This window comes from Candidatus Flexicrinis affinis, from assembly GCA_016716525.1.
GTDB lineage: Bacteria > Chloroflexota > Anaerolineae > Aggregatilineales > Phototrophicaceae > Flexicrinis > Flexicrinis affinis.
In genome coordinates this window covers 23,267-40,107 of record JADJWE010000001.1, presented here as the reverse complement: position 1 = coordinate 40,107, position 16,841 = coordinate 23,267, and the positions used below count along the sequence as shown (strand labels likewise).

Here is a 16,841-nt window from a genome sequence, read left to right as displayed (position 1 = left end):
GTCCGAATGCGTAGCGGTCTAGATGACGGTAATGGTGTACTCTGCAAGCCAGTTCCACGCTTGTGAACCTCCAGCATCCTGATCCACCTGGAGAACGAAACTGTTGCCAACTATGCTGCCCAGAACGAACGGCGTGTTGGCGCTTGTCTCACTGGTGTTGGTAAACGAACCCAGTATCGATGTTGTGCCGCCGGAGGTTCGGGCAACGGTGAACGCAAAGCGAGACACGAGGCCGGTGGCGTAGTCAATCGTGTTCACGCCAGATACGTAGCCCGTAATCAACACCGCAGAACTGGTGGCTGGCGTATAATCGAAGATGGTGGTTGTTGCATTGTTTACTGTGGTCACCCGTGCTTGAAAGTGCCCCAATCGTTCTTCAGTTCCACTGTCATCCTTGAAATAGAGACCATCCGACTTGACGTAAATGATACCGTCACCGCTCGTTGGGGTTGGCGGAGCGGTTCGTTCCTCTAAGTAGAGTGCGTTTGAATATGCCGCACGCCATTTCTTTGCACTGGTGCCGAGGTCGTCCGTATTGTCGGTGTCGCTTATCAACGATGTATTGACTGCAACTGATGTGAGATTAGACAACGCTGTATTTGCGCCAGTCCCCACAGCGGTTTGCCACGAACCGTCTCCACGAAGATATTTGCCCTCGTCGCCCGACACAGGTGTAGGAGCTGCCGACAGCAAGTACTCGCCCAAAGCTCCTTCAAGCTTCGCGTACAATTTGCCGTCCGACTTGACATAGATCTTGGCGACTTGCTCTTCCGCAGTCGGGGCAGATGCCCGATTACCGTACAGCTCGAGAACATCGTCGAGTCGCGTTTTTCCACCGGTCGCATGTAAGGTGTAAGCATCACCAATGCCGTTGGTGTTCAAGTCCGACACGGCGATATGCACGCCGTAGGCGGTGCCTATGTGTCCGGAAACTTCGTTAGTCACACGTACATCAAGACCTGTTGCAAATGGGACGACATTGCCACTGCCTCCCCCAGCATTAGAGACTTCAAACTCGCCTGCCCGCAGTTCGCCATTCGCATTATCTGTGCCTGTGTTCTGATTGGTGATCCGGACACGCAATGCGCTATGTAGCGCGCGGACGCCGGCGGTCCCCTTCAAGAACAGCTCATGGACAGTCCAGCCTACAATTGACGTAAGCGCATCGGTGATAGCACCTGTGATGTTTAATCCGCGCTTTGGAAGTGCGGTCGCGCTTTCATGACGGAAGACCTCAATCTGGGCATCGCCAGTCGCACCCGCGCCAGTATCGAGCGATCCGCTTTGAACACGCCCATCTTGGTGTAAGCGCGCTACCGCATCGCCAGAGTTGGTATTCCACTCTTGCAGCGGCTCCGTCTGCACGCTGTTGCCGGTCACAGCAAGTTGAACGACATCGTCAGAACCGTTGACTTCAACGTTCGTGTTGTAGACCTGGGTCATAAGCCACCTCGCGGTTTGGAACGGTCTGACAATCGAAATGCTGTGCTCTTGTTTTACATGATGTTAATCTATCTGCGGAGTTTTAACAGAATATTGCTCGTGATGCATTTGATGCGGTACAGATTACATGATTAGCACATAGCCAGCTCCGCACGCTCTCATACTGAGACTTGCGTAGTCCAATCGTAGGGGATTAGATGGTTCGTAATGTTGCGCCTAGACCAAGATCTTTCTTCTAACTCCGGCGCAACAACGTACGTGGCAATGTTGCAGTTAGTCCAATACTCTCGGTAGCGTAGGCCAAACGTGCCGGCATTTAGACGTGACGCGGGCGCAGTTCGGCAAGGACAAGATGTTCTTCCGGGTGAAGGGGATCAGTGACCTAATATTCCTGCCGACATCGCACATATCCCATCAACAAACCGCGCCGCCGTACGTGGTCGAGCGAACTCCGGACACATGATGAGTCATCCGTCTATGGATTGCGAGTACTTCCACGACCTGCTGACGCTGGAAGCACTCTATCGGCAGACTGACCGTGCAGGGCATCCGGGACTAGCATGCGATAGGTAGCAAGCCGCTTCGAGCGTTCGCTCATGCTGGAAGCAAAGCGCAAGGAATCCAGATTCGATCTGGCTGCCGAGCACATGGAGCGGGTCGATTCTCGTTAACTATGCGGGTGGGATGGCAGTGGAGCCAAACACTGTCATCCCACCCGGATCGACCCGGTTGACCACATTCCCCTCGACCCACGCGTAGCCGTTCCACGTGCGTGGCGCGGATGCCGTCCCCCGCCACGGATCGCGCGAGGCGAACGTCCCGAGTGCGGGAGCGAGGTAGCGGGCACGCAGATACACCAGCCCGTTGCCGTCGGTCAGCTCGCCGGTGAAGCCGTACGCCGTCCCCATGGGCGCGACAATCGGCTCGCCAAACGGATCGTACTCCGCCGCGCTCTGCAGCGTCCCGTCGAACACGCCGCGCACGCTCCCCAGTCCGTCGTGCAGCATCCAGTCCCACGACGCGTCCGGGTTGCGCTGGGCGAACATCCCCAGCGGACCGTGCATGTAGTGCGTCACGTCCGACCCCGCCTTCGCCCCGATCACCGCCGGCAGCCCGCGCTGCACGTCCAGCACGTAGCGCGTGGTCGATCCGCCGGCGATCTGCGCGACGCGCCGGCCTTCGCCGTCGTAGGCGTAGCTGTGCCCGTCGTGCGAGAGCATCCGCCCGGCGCGATCCCAGACGGTTGTCAGGGTGCCGTCGCTGATCCGGTTGCCGTTCTTGTCGTAGCCGAACGTGTGCGTCCCGTCGCTGGTGAGCTGGTTGCGGTTGTTGTAGCTGTAGCTGGTCGGCGTGCCGTTGAGCGCCGCGCTGGTCCGGTTGCCGGCCAGATCGTAGCCGTAGGCAAACGTGCGGATCGGCGTGCCGGTCGGCGTGGCGTTGGGATAGGTGGTCGCGCCGGTCATGCGCTCGACGCCGTCGTAGGTGTAGACGTGCGTCTGCGGCTGGAGCGATCCGCCGCCACTCGGCTGGCGCTGCTCGACCGCCTGCGTCCGGTTGCCGCGCGCGTCCATCGTGTAGTCGAAGCGGGCGAGGGTCTGCGGCACGCCGGAGACGTCGCGGTGGTGGTGGATCATCGTCACGCGTCCCGCCGGGTCGTACGCCATCTCAGTGGTGAACAGTTCGTCATACGCACAGTATACGCTTGAGTGCCCCACTCCGTTCGGAGCAGGGCACTCGCTGTGTACCGTGGCTCCCCCTCGCGATTTGGCGAGGGGGAGATTTTGCGTCGGTGCCGTCAGTCAGCTCGCCGGTGAAGCCATCATCTCACAAGCTTCCCCTTGAAGTACCAGCGGCCGGGCTCATGGTTACTGTCCCATGTTGCAGCAATTTCATCCCATTTGTCTAACGCGGGGAGGTTGTGGATTACGTCGTACCGCTGCCGATACCCGACATCAATACCAATAGTGCTCAGTAACCCCCAATATCCAGCACTTGACTCGAGTCCACCGAACGGTGAAAGCCTGGATCGGAAGTGAAGCGCGTTCAAGGGATGACCACGATAATACCGTCTGTCGTCACCGAGCTGTGGGATCATCGACTGGATCTCTTCGACACGTGATACGATCAACTCGCTGTTATCTGTGCTTCGTATCCTTATTCCGGTGATCGCTTCGATGACAAACGCTGCTGTGCTGCACAGGGTTTCGCCCATGTCGTCAATGAGAGGGCCTTGCTTGGCAACGTCGAAAGCATCGGGATACAGATGGGCGATCCGAGAAAGTATGCTGCATTCAGCATGATTTCAGTGTCTGTGTCTGCCATATCAAGCCGAGTTTCCGATATCTTGTGGACCACCTTTGGGTCACCTAGCATTGCAAGTGCGACGCGGGCATGTCCTGCAACTATTGGGTTCTCATCATCAGACATCGTTCGCAACCGCGCGTCTGGTTCGGGCCTAGCCAACAGCGAAACGTATGCGACAGACCTAGCAAGCACCGAACACGTGTAGCCATCGGATTTGTAGTTGCCGTGCTGAACACCGTCTATCGCCGCTTCTAGAAGTTCGACTGCGCGACCGTGATACCACACCGGCACAAGGCTGTCGATCAACCACAAATCCGTCAAGGGAGACAGCGCCAGACTACTGAGCTCGTGGAAGCGATCGAAGTGAGTTACCGCTTTACTTCGAGCAGGATATCACATGCCCATGTGCGATGTCTGATGATTTCCTCCACGGTTTCCGGGGGCGGCGGATAGCGGCGCCACATTTCGAACAGATTTGTCCTGGACAGGCTTAAGGCTCTGAGCCGCTTGAAGTCGTGTGACAGACCCGACGTAGGTGGCAGGCGACTATCCATCTCCAACAGAATACGCAAACATGGATTGCAGAGCCCTCGGATGTGCTGATTCGACCTGTTCCCATAACCACACCTGTGCTGATTCCGAAATCGCTACCGAACCATGGAGCATTCCAAAGGAATACGCGGGCGGCATCTTCGCGGCGTTGGTCACTGGCGGGTTGAAGCACCGCGATATCGTACTGAGCCAGCAGCTCCTCAATGATACGTCGATCGCTAGTTGTGATGTACGACACAGTACTTGGTCCCTGTGGATCGTAATACATGTTTCCCGTGACTCCTTGTCTACGTAGTTCGGCATGCCACGCAGTATGCTCGGCCAGCGGTAAGAACACCAAGTTTGACGGTTCATCTGGGCCATAGAGGTACAAAGGCCATTTATGATGGATTTGTCCCCTAGTTTCGCCAATTGCCACACTGTTCTTCTGTCGGTAGGCTTTCGTCACGTCCGTATCGCGCTGTCGCGTACGCCGTTCTAGCACTGGGCCAGGACGATCGTGAGTTGAATCGAACACCCTTCGTCATTGATTCCCAGTGACTTCCAGATCGGTGCCGGCCAGACTATTGGATGGCAATCGGGCTGATCAGGAACATCGCGAGTTATCGGGTAGCTGCGATCCTGCTCGTCCGTATCGGGAATGGTTGTTGCACTGGCTTGTGGGGCTGTGCCAGCCTGACCGCCGACGTTCGGTAGCGGGATCGCTACACCTGCCTCGGAGAGTTGGGCTATCACGTCATTCACGCCACTGAAGAGCCGCTCTAGCGCTTCGGCCAATACCGGCGAAAGGCCGAGAGCGATCAGGATCGCTTGTAGGTCTATGGTAGCGATGATACTGCTCCAGCCTCCGCCCCAGCTACCACTACCGGGGTTTCCCGCGCTTGCCTGCCGCCTCCGGCGTCCTCACAGCCGCCGTCGATGTTAATCGTCTTGTTCGGTCCACACGACAGAGCCGATGGACGACCAGCTCGCTTGGGCTTGTGCACTTCTCGTTGTAGCTCACGTACGTCAGCGACCCCCGAAGAACCGCTCTGCTGATTCGGACTACATGCCGCCATCCCACCCGGATCAACCCGGTTGACCACGTTCCCCTCAACCCACGCGTAGCCGTTCCACGTCCGCGGCGCGGACGCGCTCCCCCGCCACGGATCGCGCGAGGCGAACGTGCCGAGTGCGGGCGCCAGATACCGCGCGCGCAGATACACCAGCCCGTTGCCGTCGGTCAGCTCGCCGGTGAAGCCGTACGCGGTGCCGGCCGGCGCCACGATCGGCTCGCCAAACGGATCGTACTCCGCCGCGCTTTGCAGCGTCCCGTCGCGCGACCTTACTTCAGGGCGTCCGATCGCGATGTCCAGAACTCCAGTGTCCGCGCAGCGCGATTATCCGCACTTTCAGCAACATGCCAATTCACCTCAAGGAAGTCTCTCGCGAACAGCAGGATAAGCTGGCACTGTTCTGCGTTGAATGACGCAGCCATGTTCATGAACCTCGATCCGACTTCTCCTTCGGATGGAGGGATGAGCCGGTTGAATGTCCAGGCCGATAGATCGTACTCATCCGCGAGAACCGACTGCACGAGAAATGCAGGCAGGAAATACACGTACGGCTCAACATCCAGGACGCTAAAGTCGACCCTCCACACGTACAAGACGACGGGGGGGAGCACCCACCACGCTTGACCTTCGAGCAATCTAAGGATCTTGAGATCCTCAGCACGCGGATCTCGAACGAATGGAGGATGCGGTAATGGTACATCGCAGAATGCGCGATGTACCGCCGCGGCATAGTGTCTCGCACGCGATACATCAAGGAAGATGTTCTTGGTCGCTCCGTCTTCGCTCGTGATCATCGGAGGAGTTCCTTCCACGACTTAGCTTTAGTGGGATCCTTCTTGTTTCTGATCAGGTCGATGGCATTGTAGCAAATCTCGAGTCCACCGTTGAGATCGCGGATCGCGTCCATATGCCCTTCGTCCGGTTCAGGGTAGCACTTATCTACGTCACGGCGCCGTTCCCCACAAGTGATGTAACGCTGTGCCCACTCCATTACACTCGCCTCCAAGACGTTACCGCTCGAGTCGCGAAGCTTCACCAAATTCTGCTGCCGGCAGCTTTCCAGAGCGTCTCCACACGCAGCATCCTGCAAAGCCTTGCGGCGATTCTTTTCCGCCTCCCATTCAGGCGACTCGTACTCGCCACAGTCGTTACGTTCCTCGGGTGCGACCTGCGATATTTGAACTCGGGCAATCCGCTCAACCGCACTCTCTTGTGCGCTACTACGATCTTGCTCACTCGACGCCTCCGCGGCCTCGAATGCACCGAAGGCTACACGGATCACATTGATGACATCGCCTATCACGTCATCGAATACGCCGCCGGATACCGAGCCGCCACCGACCATGTCGAATACGCTGAAGTCTTTGCAGGGTCCGTATGAGTAGAGCGCAGACATGGGACACTGTTCGCGCGATGGCAGTTTACCAGGATCCTGAAACGGCACGAATGTGCCACGCGTACGCGCAAACCCCTGCGACACTCGCTCGGCCAGCTTCGACTCCTTGGTCCGCACCGGCACACTCGACTGATTGCCGCAGCTCGATCCGCCTGATGCCGTATTCACGGTATACACGACATCCGGCTCAGAGCCTGAGTAGGGTGCGAAACCGATCGACTGCATCCCACCCGGATCGACGCGATTGACCACGTTCCCCTCGACCCACGCGTAGCCATTCCACGTCCGCGGCGCGGACGCCGTCCCCCGCCACGGATCGCGACTGGCGAACGTGCCGAGCCCCGGCGCCAGATACCGCGCGCGCAGATACACCAACCCGTTGCCGTCGGTCAGCTCGCCGGTGAAGCCGTACGCGGTGCCCACCGGTGCCACAATCGGCTCGCCAAACGGATCGTACTCCGCCGCGCTTTGCAGCGTCCCGTCGAACACGCCGCGTACGCTCCCCAATCCGTCGTGCAGCATCCAATCCCACGAGGAGTCCGGGTTGCGCTGGGCGAACATCCCCAGCGGACCGTGCATGTAGTGCGTCACGTCCGACCCCGTCTTGGCCCCGATCACCGCCGGCAGCCCGCGCTGCACGTCCAGCACGTAGCGCGTCGTCGATCCGCCGGCCGTCTGTGCGATGCGCCGGCCTTCGCCGTCGTAGGCGTAGCCGTGCCCGTCGTGCGAGAGCATCCGGCCGGCGCGGTCCCAGATCGTGCTCAGCGTGCCGTCGCTGATCCGGTTGCCGTTCTTGTCGTAGCCGAAGGTGTGCGTCCCGTCGCTCGTGAGCTGATTGCGGTTGTTGTAGCTGTAGTTCGTCGGCGTGCCGTTGAGCGCCGCGCTGGTCCGGTTGCCGGCCAGATCGTAGGCGTAGGCGAAGGTGCGGATCGGCGTGCCGGTCGGCGTGGCGTTGGGATAGGTGGTCGCGCCGGTCACGCGCTCGACGCCGTCGTAGGTGTAGACGTGCGTCTGCGGCTGGAGCGATCCGCCGCCGCTGGGCTGGCGCTGCTCGACCGCCTGCGTCCGGTTGCCGCGCGCGTCCACCGTGTAGTCGAAGCGGGCGAGGGTTTCTTGTGTGTTACCCCATATCAGCCGATGATGGTGGATGGTTGTCACGCGTCCCGCCGGGTCGTAGGCCATCTCGGATTTGAAAAGCTGTTCATCTCGCCCCGTACCCGCATTCCATCGAGCGACGCTGAGTCTGTCGACGTTGGTGTAGAGAAACGACGATGACTGGCCATTGACGTCATTGATGCCTGCGATGCGGCCCTTGCCGTCGTAGGTGTAGTCGATCGAACCGCTCACGATCCCCGGCAGCATCTGGGTCAGGTACCCGCCTCCGTCGTACACATAGGTCACCGTGGTGTCGGGCGTGCCGTCGTCGTTGGTGTCGAACACGGCCGTCTTCAACCGCTGCGCCTTGTCATAAGTATAGTCGGTTTTGCGCAGGATCGTCCCGCCGGTCGTCCGTTCAATCACCGACGTGCGCCGTCCGGCGAGGTTGTACGCCAGCTCGACCTTCGGCGTGCTGGCCGGGTCGCCGTAGTCGATCCCGATCAGCCGGCCGCTGCGGTCGGTCTCGCGCGTCACGCTGTAGGCGGTGTTGGCCGCGTTCAGGCCGGGGTAGGCGTTGACCACCGCCGTGATGCCGGTCGATCCGGACGGCAGGCCGTACGCCGTCGTCCACTGCTCGCCAGCCGGGTCGGTCGCCTTGGTCCGCCGGTTGAGCCGGTCGTATTCGTAGGTCGTCAGGTTGCCGCGCGGATCGCGCCGCGAGAGCAGGTTGCCCGCCTTGTCGTAGCTCATCGCGCCGATCACGTTGGCGTCGAGCGCCGTCCCGTGGACGATGGCGGTTCCTGATCCATCCTCCCAACGGCTGTTGGCGCTGCTCCAGATCCACGGCTGCGGGTCGGGCATGTCCGGACTCATGGGGATGTAGTTCTCGACGGCGAGGATCGGCCGGCCGAGCGCGTCGTAACGCAGGGCCTTCTCCGCCCCCAGCGGATCGGTCTCGGTCAGCATCCGCCCGGCCTTGTCGTAGGCGTACTGCACGGTGTCCCCCGCCGGGTTGACGACCGACGTCTGCCGCCCGGCGCGGTCGTAGCCGAACGCCGTGATCAGGTTGACGTCGTTGTCGGTGCCGTGGTCGGTCGGGTTGAACAGCCACACGCCCTGGCTCACCCATTCGTCTTGCACGGGATTACCGCCTGGTACGTAGTTGGCTATCGTCCGCAGCACCTCGCCGGCCTTGTTGTAGCATGTGTAGGTGGTGGTCGCGAATCCGCTCCCGTACCCGGCAATCGTCTGGACCGCCCGGCCGAGTTTGTCGTATTCGTACTTTGTCACCACGCCGCGCGGATCGGTCACGCTCAGCAGGTTGCCGGCCTTGTCGTACACGTTCACCGTGATGCGGTCCTCGTCCGGCTGGCTGCTGCTGTACACGCCGTCGACGTAGTTCTCGATCACCTTGACCGTCCGGCCGAGCCGGTCCAGTTCGTGGACCCGCAGCGCGCCGGTCGCGTCGCGCACCGACGTCACCCGCCCGAGCCGGTCGTAGGCCGTCTGCGCGATCAGGTTCTGGTCCTTGCGCGTGCCGTGGTCGATGGCGGCGCCGCTCCCGTTCTCCCAGCGGCTGTTGGCCGCGCTCCACACCCACGCGGCGGGCGTGGTCGACCCGGACGCGACGTAGTTCTGCACCGTCATGACCGTCCGGTCCAACTGGTCGTAAACCGTGTACGTCACGTTGTCCGAGCGCTCGTCCAGCACCTGAATCAGCCGGCCCTTGCCGTCGTAGGTGTAGGTGCTGGCGAGGTCCTTGTCGCTGTCCGCAGAGAACGTCGCCGGCGTGTATCCGCTCAGGTCCGACCACGCGTCGGTGCCGTAGTAGTCGGCGCGGCTGGCGTTCTTGATGACGCGCTTGACGCGCCCGCCGGCGTCGTAGTCGTAGAGCGTCCAGTGGGCGTTCGGGTTGGCGGTGTCCAGCAGCTGCTGGACGCGCTGCGGCCGGCCGTCCGCGTTGTAGTAGGTGCGGGTGATGATGTCCTGGTCCGGCGCGCTGCTCGGGACGTAGCTGTCGCTGCGCGGGTCGTTGGCGCTCATGTCGGTTGCGGTGCCAACCGCGTTGACGATCTTCTTGATCACGCGCCCGAGGCCGTCGTAACGGTACCACGTCCGGTTGCCGATGGCGTCCCGCTCGCTGCTCACCCAGCTGTGTTCCTCGTACCAGCGCCGCGTGAGCAGGTCCTGATCGGGCAGCCCGCTCTCGACGTAATTCGCGAGCGTCGGGTCGGTCGTCACCGTGTCGAAATACAGGCGATCGCTGGCGCTGGCATAGCTGCGTACCTGCTCGTTGCGGCTGCTGTAGCCGAACAAGGTGGTGCGCCACACGTTGGTGTTCTCGGTCGCGCTGTAGGGCCGGTTCTCGACCATCTGCTCGTGCACGATTCGGCGGCCGACACCGTCGTACTCGTAGCGCGTGCGCACATGCTGGTCCGGCAGCGCCTTGTCGGCGCCTTCGGCCAGGTTGACGGTCTCCGTCAGGACGCGGTTCATCTTGTCGTACGTCGTGTCGATCGTAGTCTCGATCGGGTCGGTGTCGGTGAAGCGCCGCAGGGAGATGCGGTTGCCCGCGCCGTCGTACTTGAGTTTAGTGATGATGTCCTTGTCCGGATCGGCGCTCGCCAGATAGGAAGACAAGGTCAAGCGTTCTTGAAGTGTCGGCGCTGGTTCTTCAGGTGGATCCTCTACCGAATTGCCGGTAATGAAGAAGTTCGGCTTGCTGACGCTCTCAATGACCTTATCGACGCGGGCGACGTTATCGTACCCGTACAACGTCACGTTGCCGAGCGTGTCGCGCTTCAGCCGGATTTGTCCGAGTTCGTTGTACTCGAAGTCCTCGATGAGGTTCTCGTCGTTGCGCGTCCCGTGGCTGATCGCCGTGCCCGTCGCCGTTTCCCAGCGGCTCTGGGTTGCGTCCCAAACCCACTGGGCGGCGTCCAGCCAGGAGGTCGTGCTCGGCTTGACGTTGCGGATCGTGCGCGTCACGCGGTCGAGCGCATCGTAGGCCGTGTAGTGCTTCTGCTCGAACGGCGAGCCGACGTCAGTGCGTTCCTCGATGCGCCGCCCGAGCGGATCGTACGCGTACTTGGTCACCCGGTGCTTGTCCGGGTCGTTCGGGTCGTAAACGCTGTCGAGTTGAGCGTAGGTCGTGCCTAAGTCTAGCGAAGAGTGCCCGCACACCGTCGCCGTCACGTTGCCGGCGTCGTCATAATACGTCTCCGACACCAGGCACGATCCGAACAGGCTCGACCGGACCGTCTTGATGACGCGGCCGTAGTTGTCATACGTATAGGACGTCGACTGATCGTCCGCCCCGACCAGGTCGACGTTCACGATACTCGCAAGCATCTGCGTGTTGTAGCCGCTGCCGATATACGTGTAGTCCACTCGCCGGATGGGTGCGGGCGACGTGTGGTTGTCGGGGTTTGATTTCCATCCGAGCCCTTCACTGGGTATCGCGGCCGGGTCGAACTCGAGTTCGTGCTCAACCTTGTCGAAATTGGCATGGTAGATGCGGTGGATCTCGCTGAAGATCACGCCGTTCTGCTTGCGCCGGATGATGTTCGGTAGACGCGAGCTGTTCGACGGGTCGTAGACGTAGATCGTCTCTCGCCCGACCGCATCGGTCGTCTTCGTCAGCCGCCCGGTGACCGAGCTGCCGTTCTCGTACTCGTAATCGGTGATGGCGTTTTCGGCGTCCTGCACGTTGGCGAGGAAGTCCCCGCTCGACGTCCACGACAGCGACGTGACGTTGTCATTGCCGTCCGACACCGAGATCGGCCGGTAATGGCCGTCCAGCGTCTGCTTGACCGACTTCCCGTTGGCGTCGAACGCGCCGACATACGCGCCCAGCTCATACTTGTGCTGAGTCGTCTTCCCGGCCACCGAGACGTACGTGTCGTAGTACAGCCCGTCGTTGTTGAACGTGTACTGCTCTTCGCGCTGGTAGTTCTCGCTGCTGCCTTCCTTACCGAGCTTTTGATTGACCGACGCGATCCGCTTGTTGCTGCCGCTCCCCGTCCAGCCGTACTCGAGGCGCTTGATGACGATACCCTTGGTCGAGTCGTACCCGGTGCTGCTCGCCGCGACATGCGGCGTCTCCACTTTGAACAGCGGCGACAGCGTCGTGCCTTTGTAGTCGACGTTGTCCGAATACTCGTAGGTCCACGTCTGCCCGTTGAGGTCGCGCACCGACGTCAGCAGCGGCTTGTCGGTCACCGGCTGCTTGGTATAGCTGAACTCGACATAGCGGCCGGTCGGTGACGTGCCGGCCAGACCAGCGGCGCCATGGTCGCCGACGCGCCACAGCTTCTTGTGCTTGAAGTTGCCGGAGTTGTCGTAGTAGCGGAAATTGAGCTGCTTGCCGTGGTTGTCTTCCACTTTCCTGAGCAGTCCGAAGTCGTGCTGTCCGGAATCGGATTGATAGGTGTAGGTCCACTCGGTCCCGTCCGGAAAGTCGATCTTGATCAGCTTGCTGATATCGAAGTAGTACTTCGAACCGTCGACATGGGTCAAGATGTACGAAATGCCGGCCACTGGGGGCGAGTTCCAAAACAATTCGGCCTGAAGGCCGGGGTCTCCGCGGTAGTACTGTCCGCCGGTGGCGGTTTCCCGCAGCGTGATGACGCCGCCGTCCCCGAACTGAATCTGAACCACGCCGGAGCTCGGCGTCGTCAGCTTGACGTTGTGGTTGTGCGACCACCCCAGTCCCATGTAGTTGAGGCGGTCCTGGAAGAATTGGCGGTAGTAGCGCGTCAACGTCAGCGGCCGGTAGGCGGTGTCCATGGCGATGTCGACCACCGTCTCGCGCTTCTCGCCGTGCTGCAGGCTGACCGAGCAGGGTGTCGACTGCGAATCAGCCGCCCCGTCTTTGTTGGCAACGCCGACATGCGACGTGTGCGCCGAAATCTGGTTGGTCCGCGTGTAATTGACCGTGATTCCGGAAATCTTGATGTTGATTCCTGAACCCGACACGCGAACACTCAACGCGTCAAGCGCTTCTTTGCCGACATAAGTCGCGCTCAGCGTCTGCGGATAAGCAGAGACCATGAAGTTGCGATTAGCCGCCGTTGTCCCAAGCGCTTGGACCTGCGCCGATCCGGTTCCCGACGATGTCCAAGCCGTAAACGTTACCGAGGTCACAGTATTAGCAAGGGACTCGACAGGGGCTGGAAGTGTTACCGTCTTTTCGGCATAGTTTCCGCTGCCGAACGGTCCGTCTTCGTGAAGCGAGTAGCTGGGCATGTTGATTCTCCTTAGTGCCTGTACGAACTGGGGCCAGCACTGGCTCGTCTTGGATCGCAAGATAAGCACGCTCCGATAGTCAGCAACCTACGGAAGACATACTTAACGCGCGATGGAAGGTGACTGACCCAAAGCCATCCTAGACCCGAAACAGATGCGCCAGTCACACACACGTGCGCACATTTGTGCGCAAATTCGTGCGCACGTGTTTCCCAGTTAGTTTCAGTTCAATGCGAGCCATGCCATGACCGATGCGGATACAACATCTGCGGCTCGCGTCCTGCTGGGCGATCTCATGTGCGGAGGATGACGTCCCCGGCCAACGAAAGCACCGGCGTGCGTTCGCGCCTGTCGGCGGTTTGCAGGCGGCGTAGGCCCTGACTACCGACAACCCCGCAATTCTGCCAATCCTGAGCTGTAGTCCTCGCCACGTTCCGACCTCGCACTCTGAGACAATCGAAACGGATACCTGTCCGGAGTCGACGAGCCAATGGCCAACAAAACGGTGCGGCGCAGCATCAACATCACGCCGGAGATGCGCGACATGCTGGCGCAGATCGCCGCCAAACAGGGCCGCGACATCACCGAAGCCGACCTGATCCGCGACGCGATTCGGCTGTATCTGGACCAGCAGGCGGACCTTGTCGGCAGCCGCCGACACTTCCAGAAATCACTGCAGGCGCAGCTCGAGCGATTGGAAGCGGCGCTCACGTTTCACCTGCACGTCATCATTCACCTGGTCGCGACGCTCCACGACGGCGAACCGGGCCATGCGATCGACGAGGCGATCATCGCCGCACGCCGGGATCGCGAGCGGCTGCAAGGCCGTATCGACGCCGTGCGTGACCTGAAAGCCGAGTCATGAGCAAGGCGATCATTGTCGCCGACTTCGCCTACAAGGGGCCGAAGCGGATCGGACGCGGCACCGGGCCGCAAGGACTGAAGGCGACGCTCAAGTACCTCCAGTATCGCGACACGCGGAACAATCACCTGGCGCAGAAGACCCGTTACGAACGCTGGCAGGATCGCGGCCTGGGGATCCATTACGGCGAAATCTTCAAGCAGTGCGATGCGCTGCAAAGCCAGCACGTATTGGCCTGGACGTGGGTGATCTCGCCGGCGCCGGACCTGATGGAGCTGGTGCCGGAAAGCCAGCGCCGCGACCTGATGTACGACCTGACCGACCGGGTGGTTGAGGATTACTACACCGAGCGTGGCCTCGACGTGCCGGAATACAGCTATGTCATGCACTGCGCGACAACAAAGGCGAAGGACGGCCAGCCGTCGCGCGACCACCTGCATACGCATGTGATCCTGCCCGGCACCGCGCCGTCCACGGCTGACCGCCTGCCGGTCTACAACAACGCGACGCGCGGGCATGACCGGCTTTTCCGCGAGATCGCATCACGCCATTTCGCCGATGCGCTCGACGTGCGGATCGGCCCCGAGTGGCGGCGGCTGCGCGAAGAGCCGGCCCGCAACGAACCTGACAGCGCCGTGTCGCGTTAGGCGGGCAGCGTGATCTACTGGTTATTCACCGGTGGGCGTGACCTCGTGTCCGGATTGCTGTGGCCGCTGCTGTGCCTGACGCCGGTCCTGCTTGTCATCACGGCGTCCGGACTTGGCGCAGGCATCCGCCGAAGCAGCGACGATCACGCACGGCGCCCCGCCATGGCACGTGCCCTGCTCGTTCTCGTTTATGGCGTCACACTGCTCACGGTCGCGTCGCTGTTTCTGGTTCTGGTCGGCGATCAGGCGGTCCGCCGCGGTGTATCCAGCGCCAACAACCTCGTCACGTCAATCGTCGGCGCGCCGGGCGGCATCAACAGCGCGCGTCTTTTCCTGTTCGCAGCGCTGCTTGTATTCACCCTGCTGTTCACGGGGATCGGCGTGCACAGCCTGCTGCGTGACGGCGGCTGGCTGCGCGAGCGCATGGACTGGCTGAGGTCGCCGCGTGTCAGGCGCGGCGCGCTCGGATCGGCGCGTTTCTGCACCCTGCGCCAGTATCGCCGCTTCCGCCGTCCAGACGGCGAAGGACTGACGCTGCTCGGCGCATTCTGGGGCGAGCAAAAGCGACGGCTGGACGCTGGGACGGGGCGTTTGTGTTTGGGTGGCGAAGACATCGCGCGCGGACTGCTGACGCTCGGCGGACCGGGATCCGGCAAGACGCAGGGCATCATCCTTCCCGCCATTGCCGACCGCATGCTGGCCGGCCACTCGCTGGTGATCGCCGATCCGCAAGGCGAGCTGAAGGCGCACATTCTCAGATACGCCGCCGTCACGCGCCATCTGGTGGTCGTCCACGATCCGACCAGCGCGTCCGGCCCGCGTTACAACCTCGCCGAAGGCATCGACAACGTCTCCGACGCGCGGTCGATCTCGGACGTGCTGGTGCCGACCGTGCTGGGCGACAACCGGTTCTGGACCGACAGCGCGGCCGCCCTGCTGGCCGCCTGCCTGATCCGGTTCAACACGCTGGGCGCGATCTACAGCGCGATGCGGGACGTCAAGGCGCTGGCGAAAACGCTGACGTCGCGGAAGGACGACGCCGCGCTGCTGGCCAACGGCTTCGCCGCGTCGGTCGGGACGGACGGCAAGGTCGCGGCCAACATCATCGCCACGCTGGCAACGGCGCTGACCGGCTGGGCGTCCGCCGACGTCCGCGCCAATACATCGACGTCGGATTTCGACGCCGCGCTGATCGTCGAACGGCCGACCGTGGTCGTGCTGACCTGCCCGGGCCGGATGCGCGCGGTGTATGCCTCGTATCTGGGCGCGACGCTGCGCAAGCTGATGCTCGACCTCGACACGATCGGCGAGCAGAACAAAGGCCCGCTGCCGGTGCCGGTCGGCGTGATCCTCGACGAGTTCCCGACGCTCGGCAAGCTCGACAGTCTGGTGGCGGATGTCAACCTCGTCCGCAAGCGGCGCATCTCGATCCTGATCGGCGCGCAGACCAAGGGGCAGTTCGAGCTGATCTACGGTCGCGAAGGCACGCAGGCGCTGCTCACCGGGCTGGCGACGCAGGTGATCTACGGCGGCTGCGACGCCGACACCGCGGAGTTCTACAGCAGGGCCAGCGGCACGGCGACCACCGACGCCAACACCGACGACCCGGACAGCCTCCTGCGCCAGCGTCCGCTGCTGACTGTCGACGAAGTGATCACGCCGCAGGTCGGCAACTGCACGATTTTCGCGCGCTACGTCGAGGCCGGATTCGCCACGCAGGTGATCCTGAACGCTCGGCTGACGCGCTTCTACGAGCGCGAGGACTGGAAGCGGCGGCTGCGCGGGGCGGGTGACGATGCGCTGCTGCTGGAACGCGGCATCGAACGCGTCCGGCGAACGCCGGCAGCCGAGCTCGAGGACTCGGTTACGATGGAGGACGAAGAGCAGCCGTCGACGATCGAGATTGCCGCGCGGCAGGTGCTGGCCGAGACCGACATGGGTGACGAAGCGAAGCTGAAACAGGGGAGACTGCTATGAGCCTGAACAAGAAATCGATGGTCCGTGAGATCGGCCGGCGAACGCGTTTGACCAATCGCGACGTGCAGGCGGTCATCGAGACGCTGATCGACGTGTGGACCGAGGAACTGGTCAGCGGCGGCCGGATCGAGCTAGAGAATTTCATGGTGATGACTACACATCCGGCAATCAAGCGCGTGCGGGTGAGAATCAGCGACACCCTGCGCCGCCGGGTTCAGATGTGACGTCCCCTTAAGGATAAGGCTCAACAAGTATAGCCT

The 16,841-nt window shown here is 61.7% G+C and carries 9 protein-coding genes; 4 read left to right on the top strand and 5 right to left on the bottom strand.

What is annotated here, in order from left to right:
* Nucleotides 1-18: 18 nt before the first annotated feature.
* From IPM16_00140 to IPM16_00120, 5 genes are all read right to left on the bottom strand, one after another.
* On the bottom strand, nucleotides 19-1,443 hold the full coding sequence (locus IPM16_00140) for a hypothetical protein (GenBank protein MBK9121515.1): 1,425 nt from the start codon (nucleotides 1,441-1,443) through the stop codon (nucleotides 19-21).
* 671 nt (nucleotides 1,444-2,114) lie between these two features.
* On the bottom strand, nucleotides 2,115-3,107 hold the full coding sequence (locus tag IPM16_00135) for an RHS repeat-associated core domain-containing protein (protein MBK9121514.1): 993 nt from the start codon (nucleotides 3,105-3,107) through the stop codon (nucleotides 2,115-2,117).
* Nucleotides 3,108-5,117: 2,010 nt separating this feature from the next.
* Nucleotides 5,118-5,564 (bottom strand): hypothetical protein, encoded by a 447-nt coding sequence (locus IPM16_00130; protein MBK9121513.1) that lies wholly within the window; start codon nucleotides 5,562-5,564, stop codon nucleotides 5,118-5,120.
* A gap of 59 nt (nucleotides 5,565-5,623) precedes the next feature.
* A complete protein-coding gene (locus IPM16_00125; GenBank protein ID MBK9121512.1) occupies nucleotides 5,624-6,148 on the bottom strand; it encodes a hypothetical protein in 525 nt (174 codons plus the stop codon).
* Nucleotides 6,145-13,095, bottom strand: coding sequence for an RHS repeat-associated core domain-containing protein (locus IPM16_00120; GenBank protein ID MBK9121511.1), 6,951 nt, complete (start codon nucleotides 13,093-13,095; stop codon nucleotides 6,145-6,147). The genes IPM16_00125 and IPM16_00120 overlap by 4 nt, the downstream gene beginning before the upstream one ends.
* 490 nt (nucleotides 13,096-13,585) lie before the next feature.
* On the opposite strand from IPM16_00120, the gene IPM16_00115 reads away from it, so the two are divergent.
* Genes IPM16_00115 through IPM16_00100 form a run of 4 tightly spaced genes read left to right on the top strand, consistent with a single transcriptional unit; the run spans nucleotide 13,586 to nucleotide 16,805 of the window.
* Nucleotides 13,586-13,960: a hypothetical protein gene (locus IPM16_00115; GenBank protein ID MBK9121510.1), complete on the top strand. Its 375-nt coding sequence runs from the start codon at nucleotides 13,586-13,588 to the stop codon at nucleotides 13,958-13,960.
* Nucleotides 13,957-14,604, top strand: coding sequence for a hypothetical protein (locus tag IPM16_00110; protein MBK9121509.1), 648 nt, complete (start codon nucleotides 13,957-13,959; stop codon nucleotides 14,602-14,604). Before IPM16_00115 ends, IPM16_00110 begins: the two co-directional genes overlap by 4 nt.
* A gap of 9 nt (nucleotides 14,605-14,613) precedes the next feature.
* Nucleotides 14,614-16,581 (top strand): type IV secretory system conjugative DNA transfer family protein, encoded by a 1,968-nt coding sequence (locus tag IPM16_00105; protein ID MBK9121508.1) that lies wholly within the window; start codon nucleotides 14,614-14,616, stop codon nucleotides 16,579-16,581.
* The gene (locus IPM16_00100; GenBank protein ID MBK9121507.1) at nucleotides 16,578-16,805 is read left to right on the top strand and encodes an HU family DNA-binding protein; all 228 of its coding nucleotides are present in this window, start codon (nucleotides 16,578-16,580) and stop codon (nucleotides 16,803-16,805) included. The genes IPM16_00105 and IPM16_00100 overlap by 4 nt, the downstream gene beginning before the upstream one ends.
* Nucleotides 16,806-16,841 lie beyond the last annotated feature (36 nt).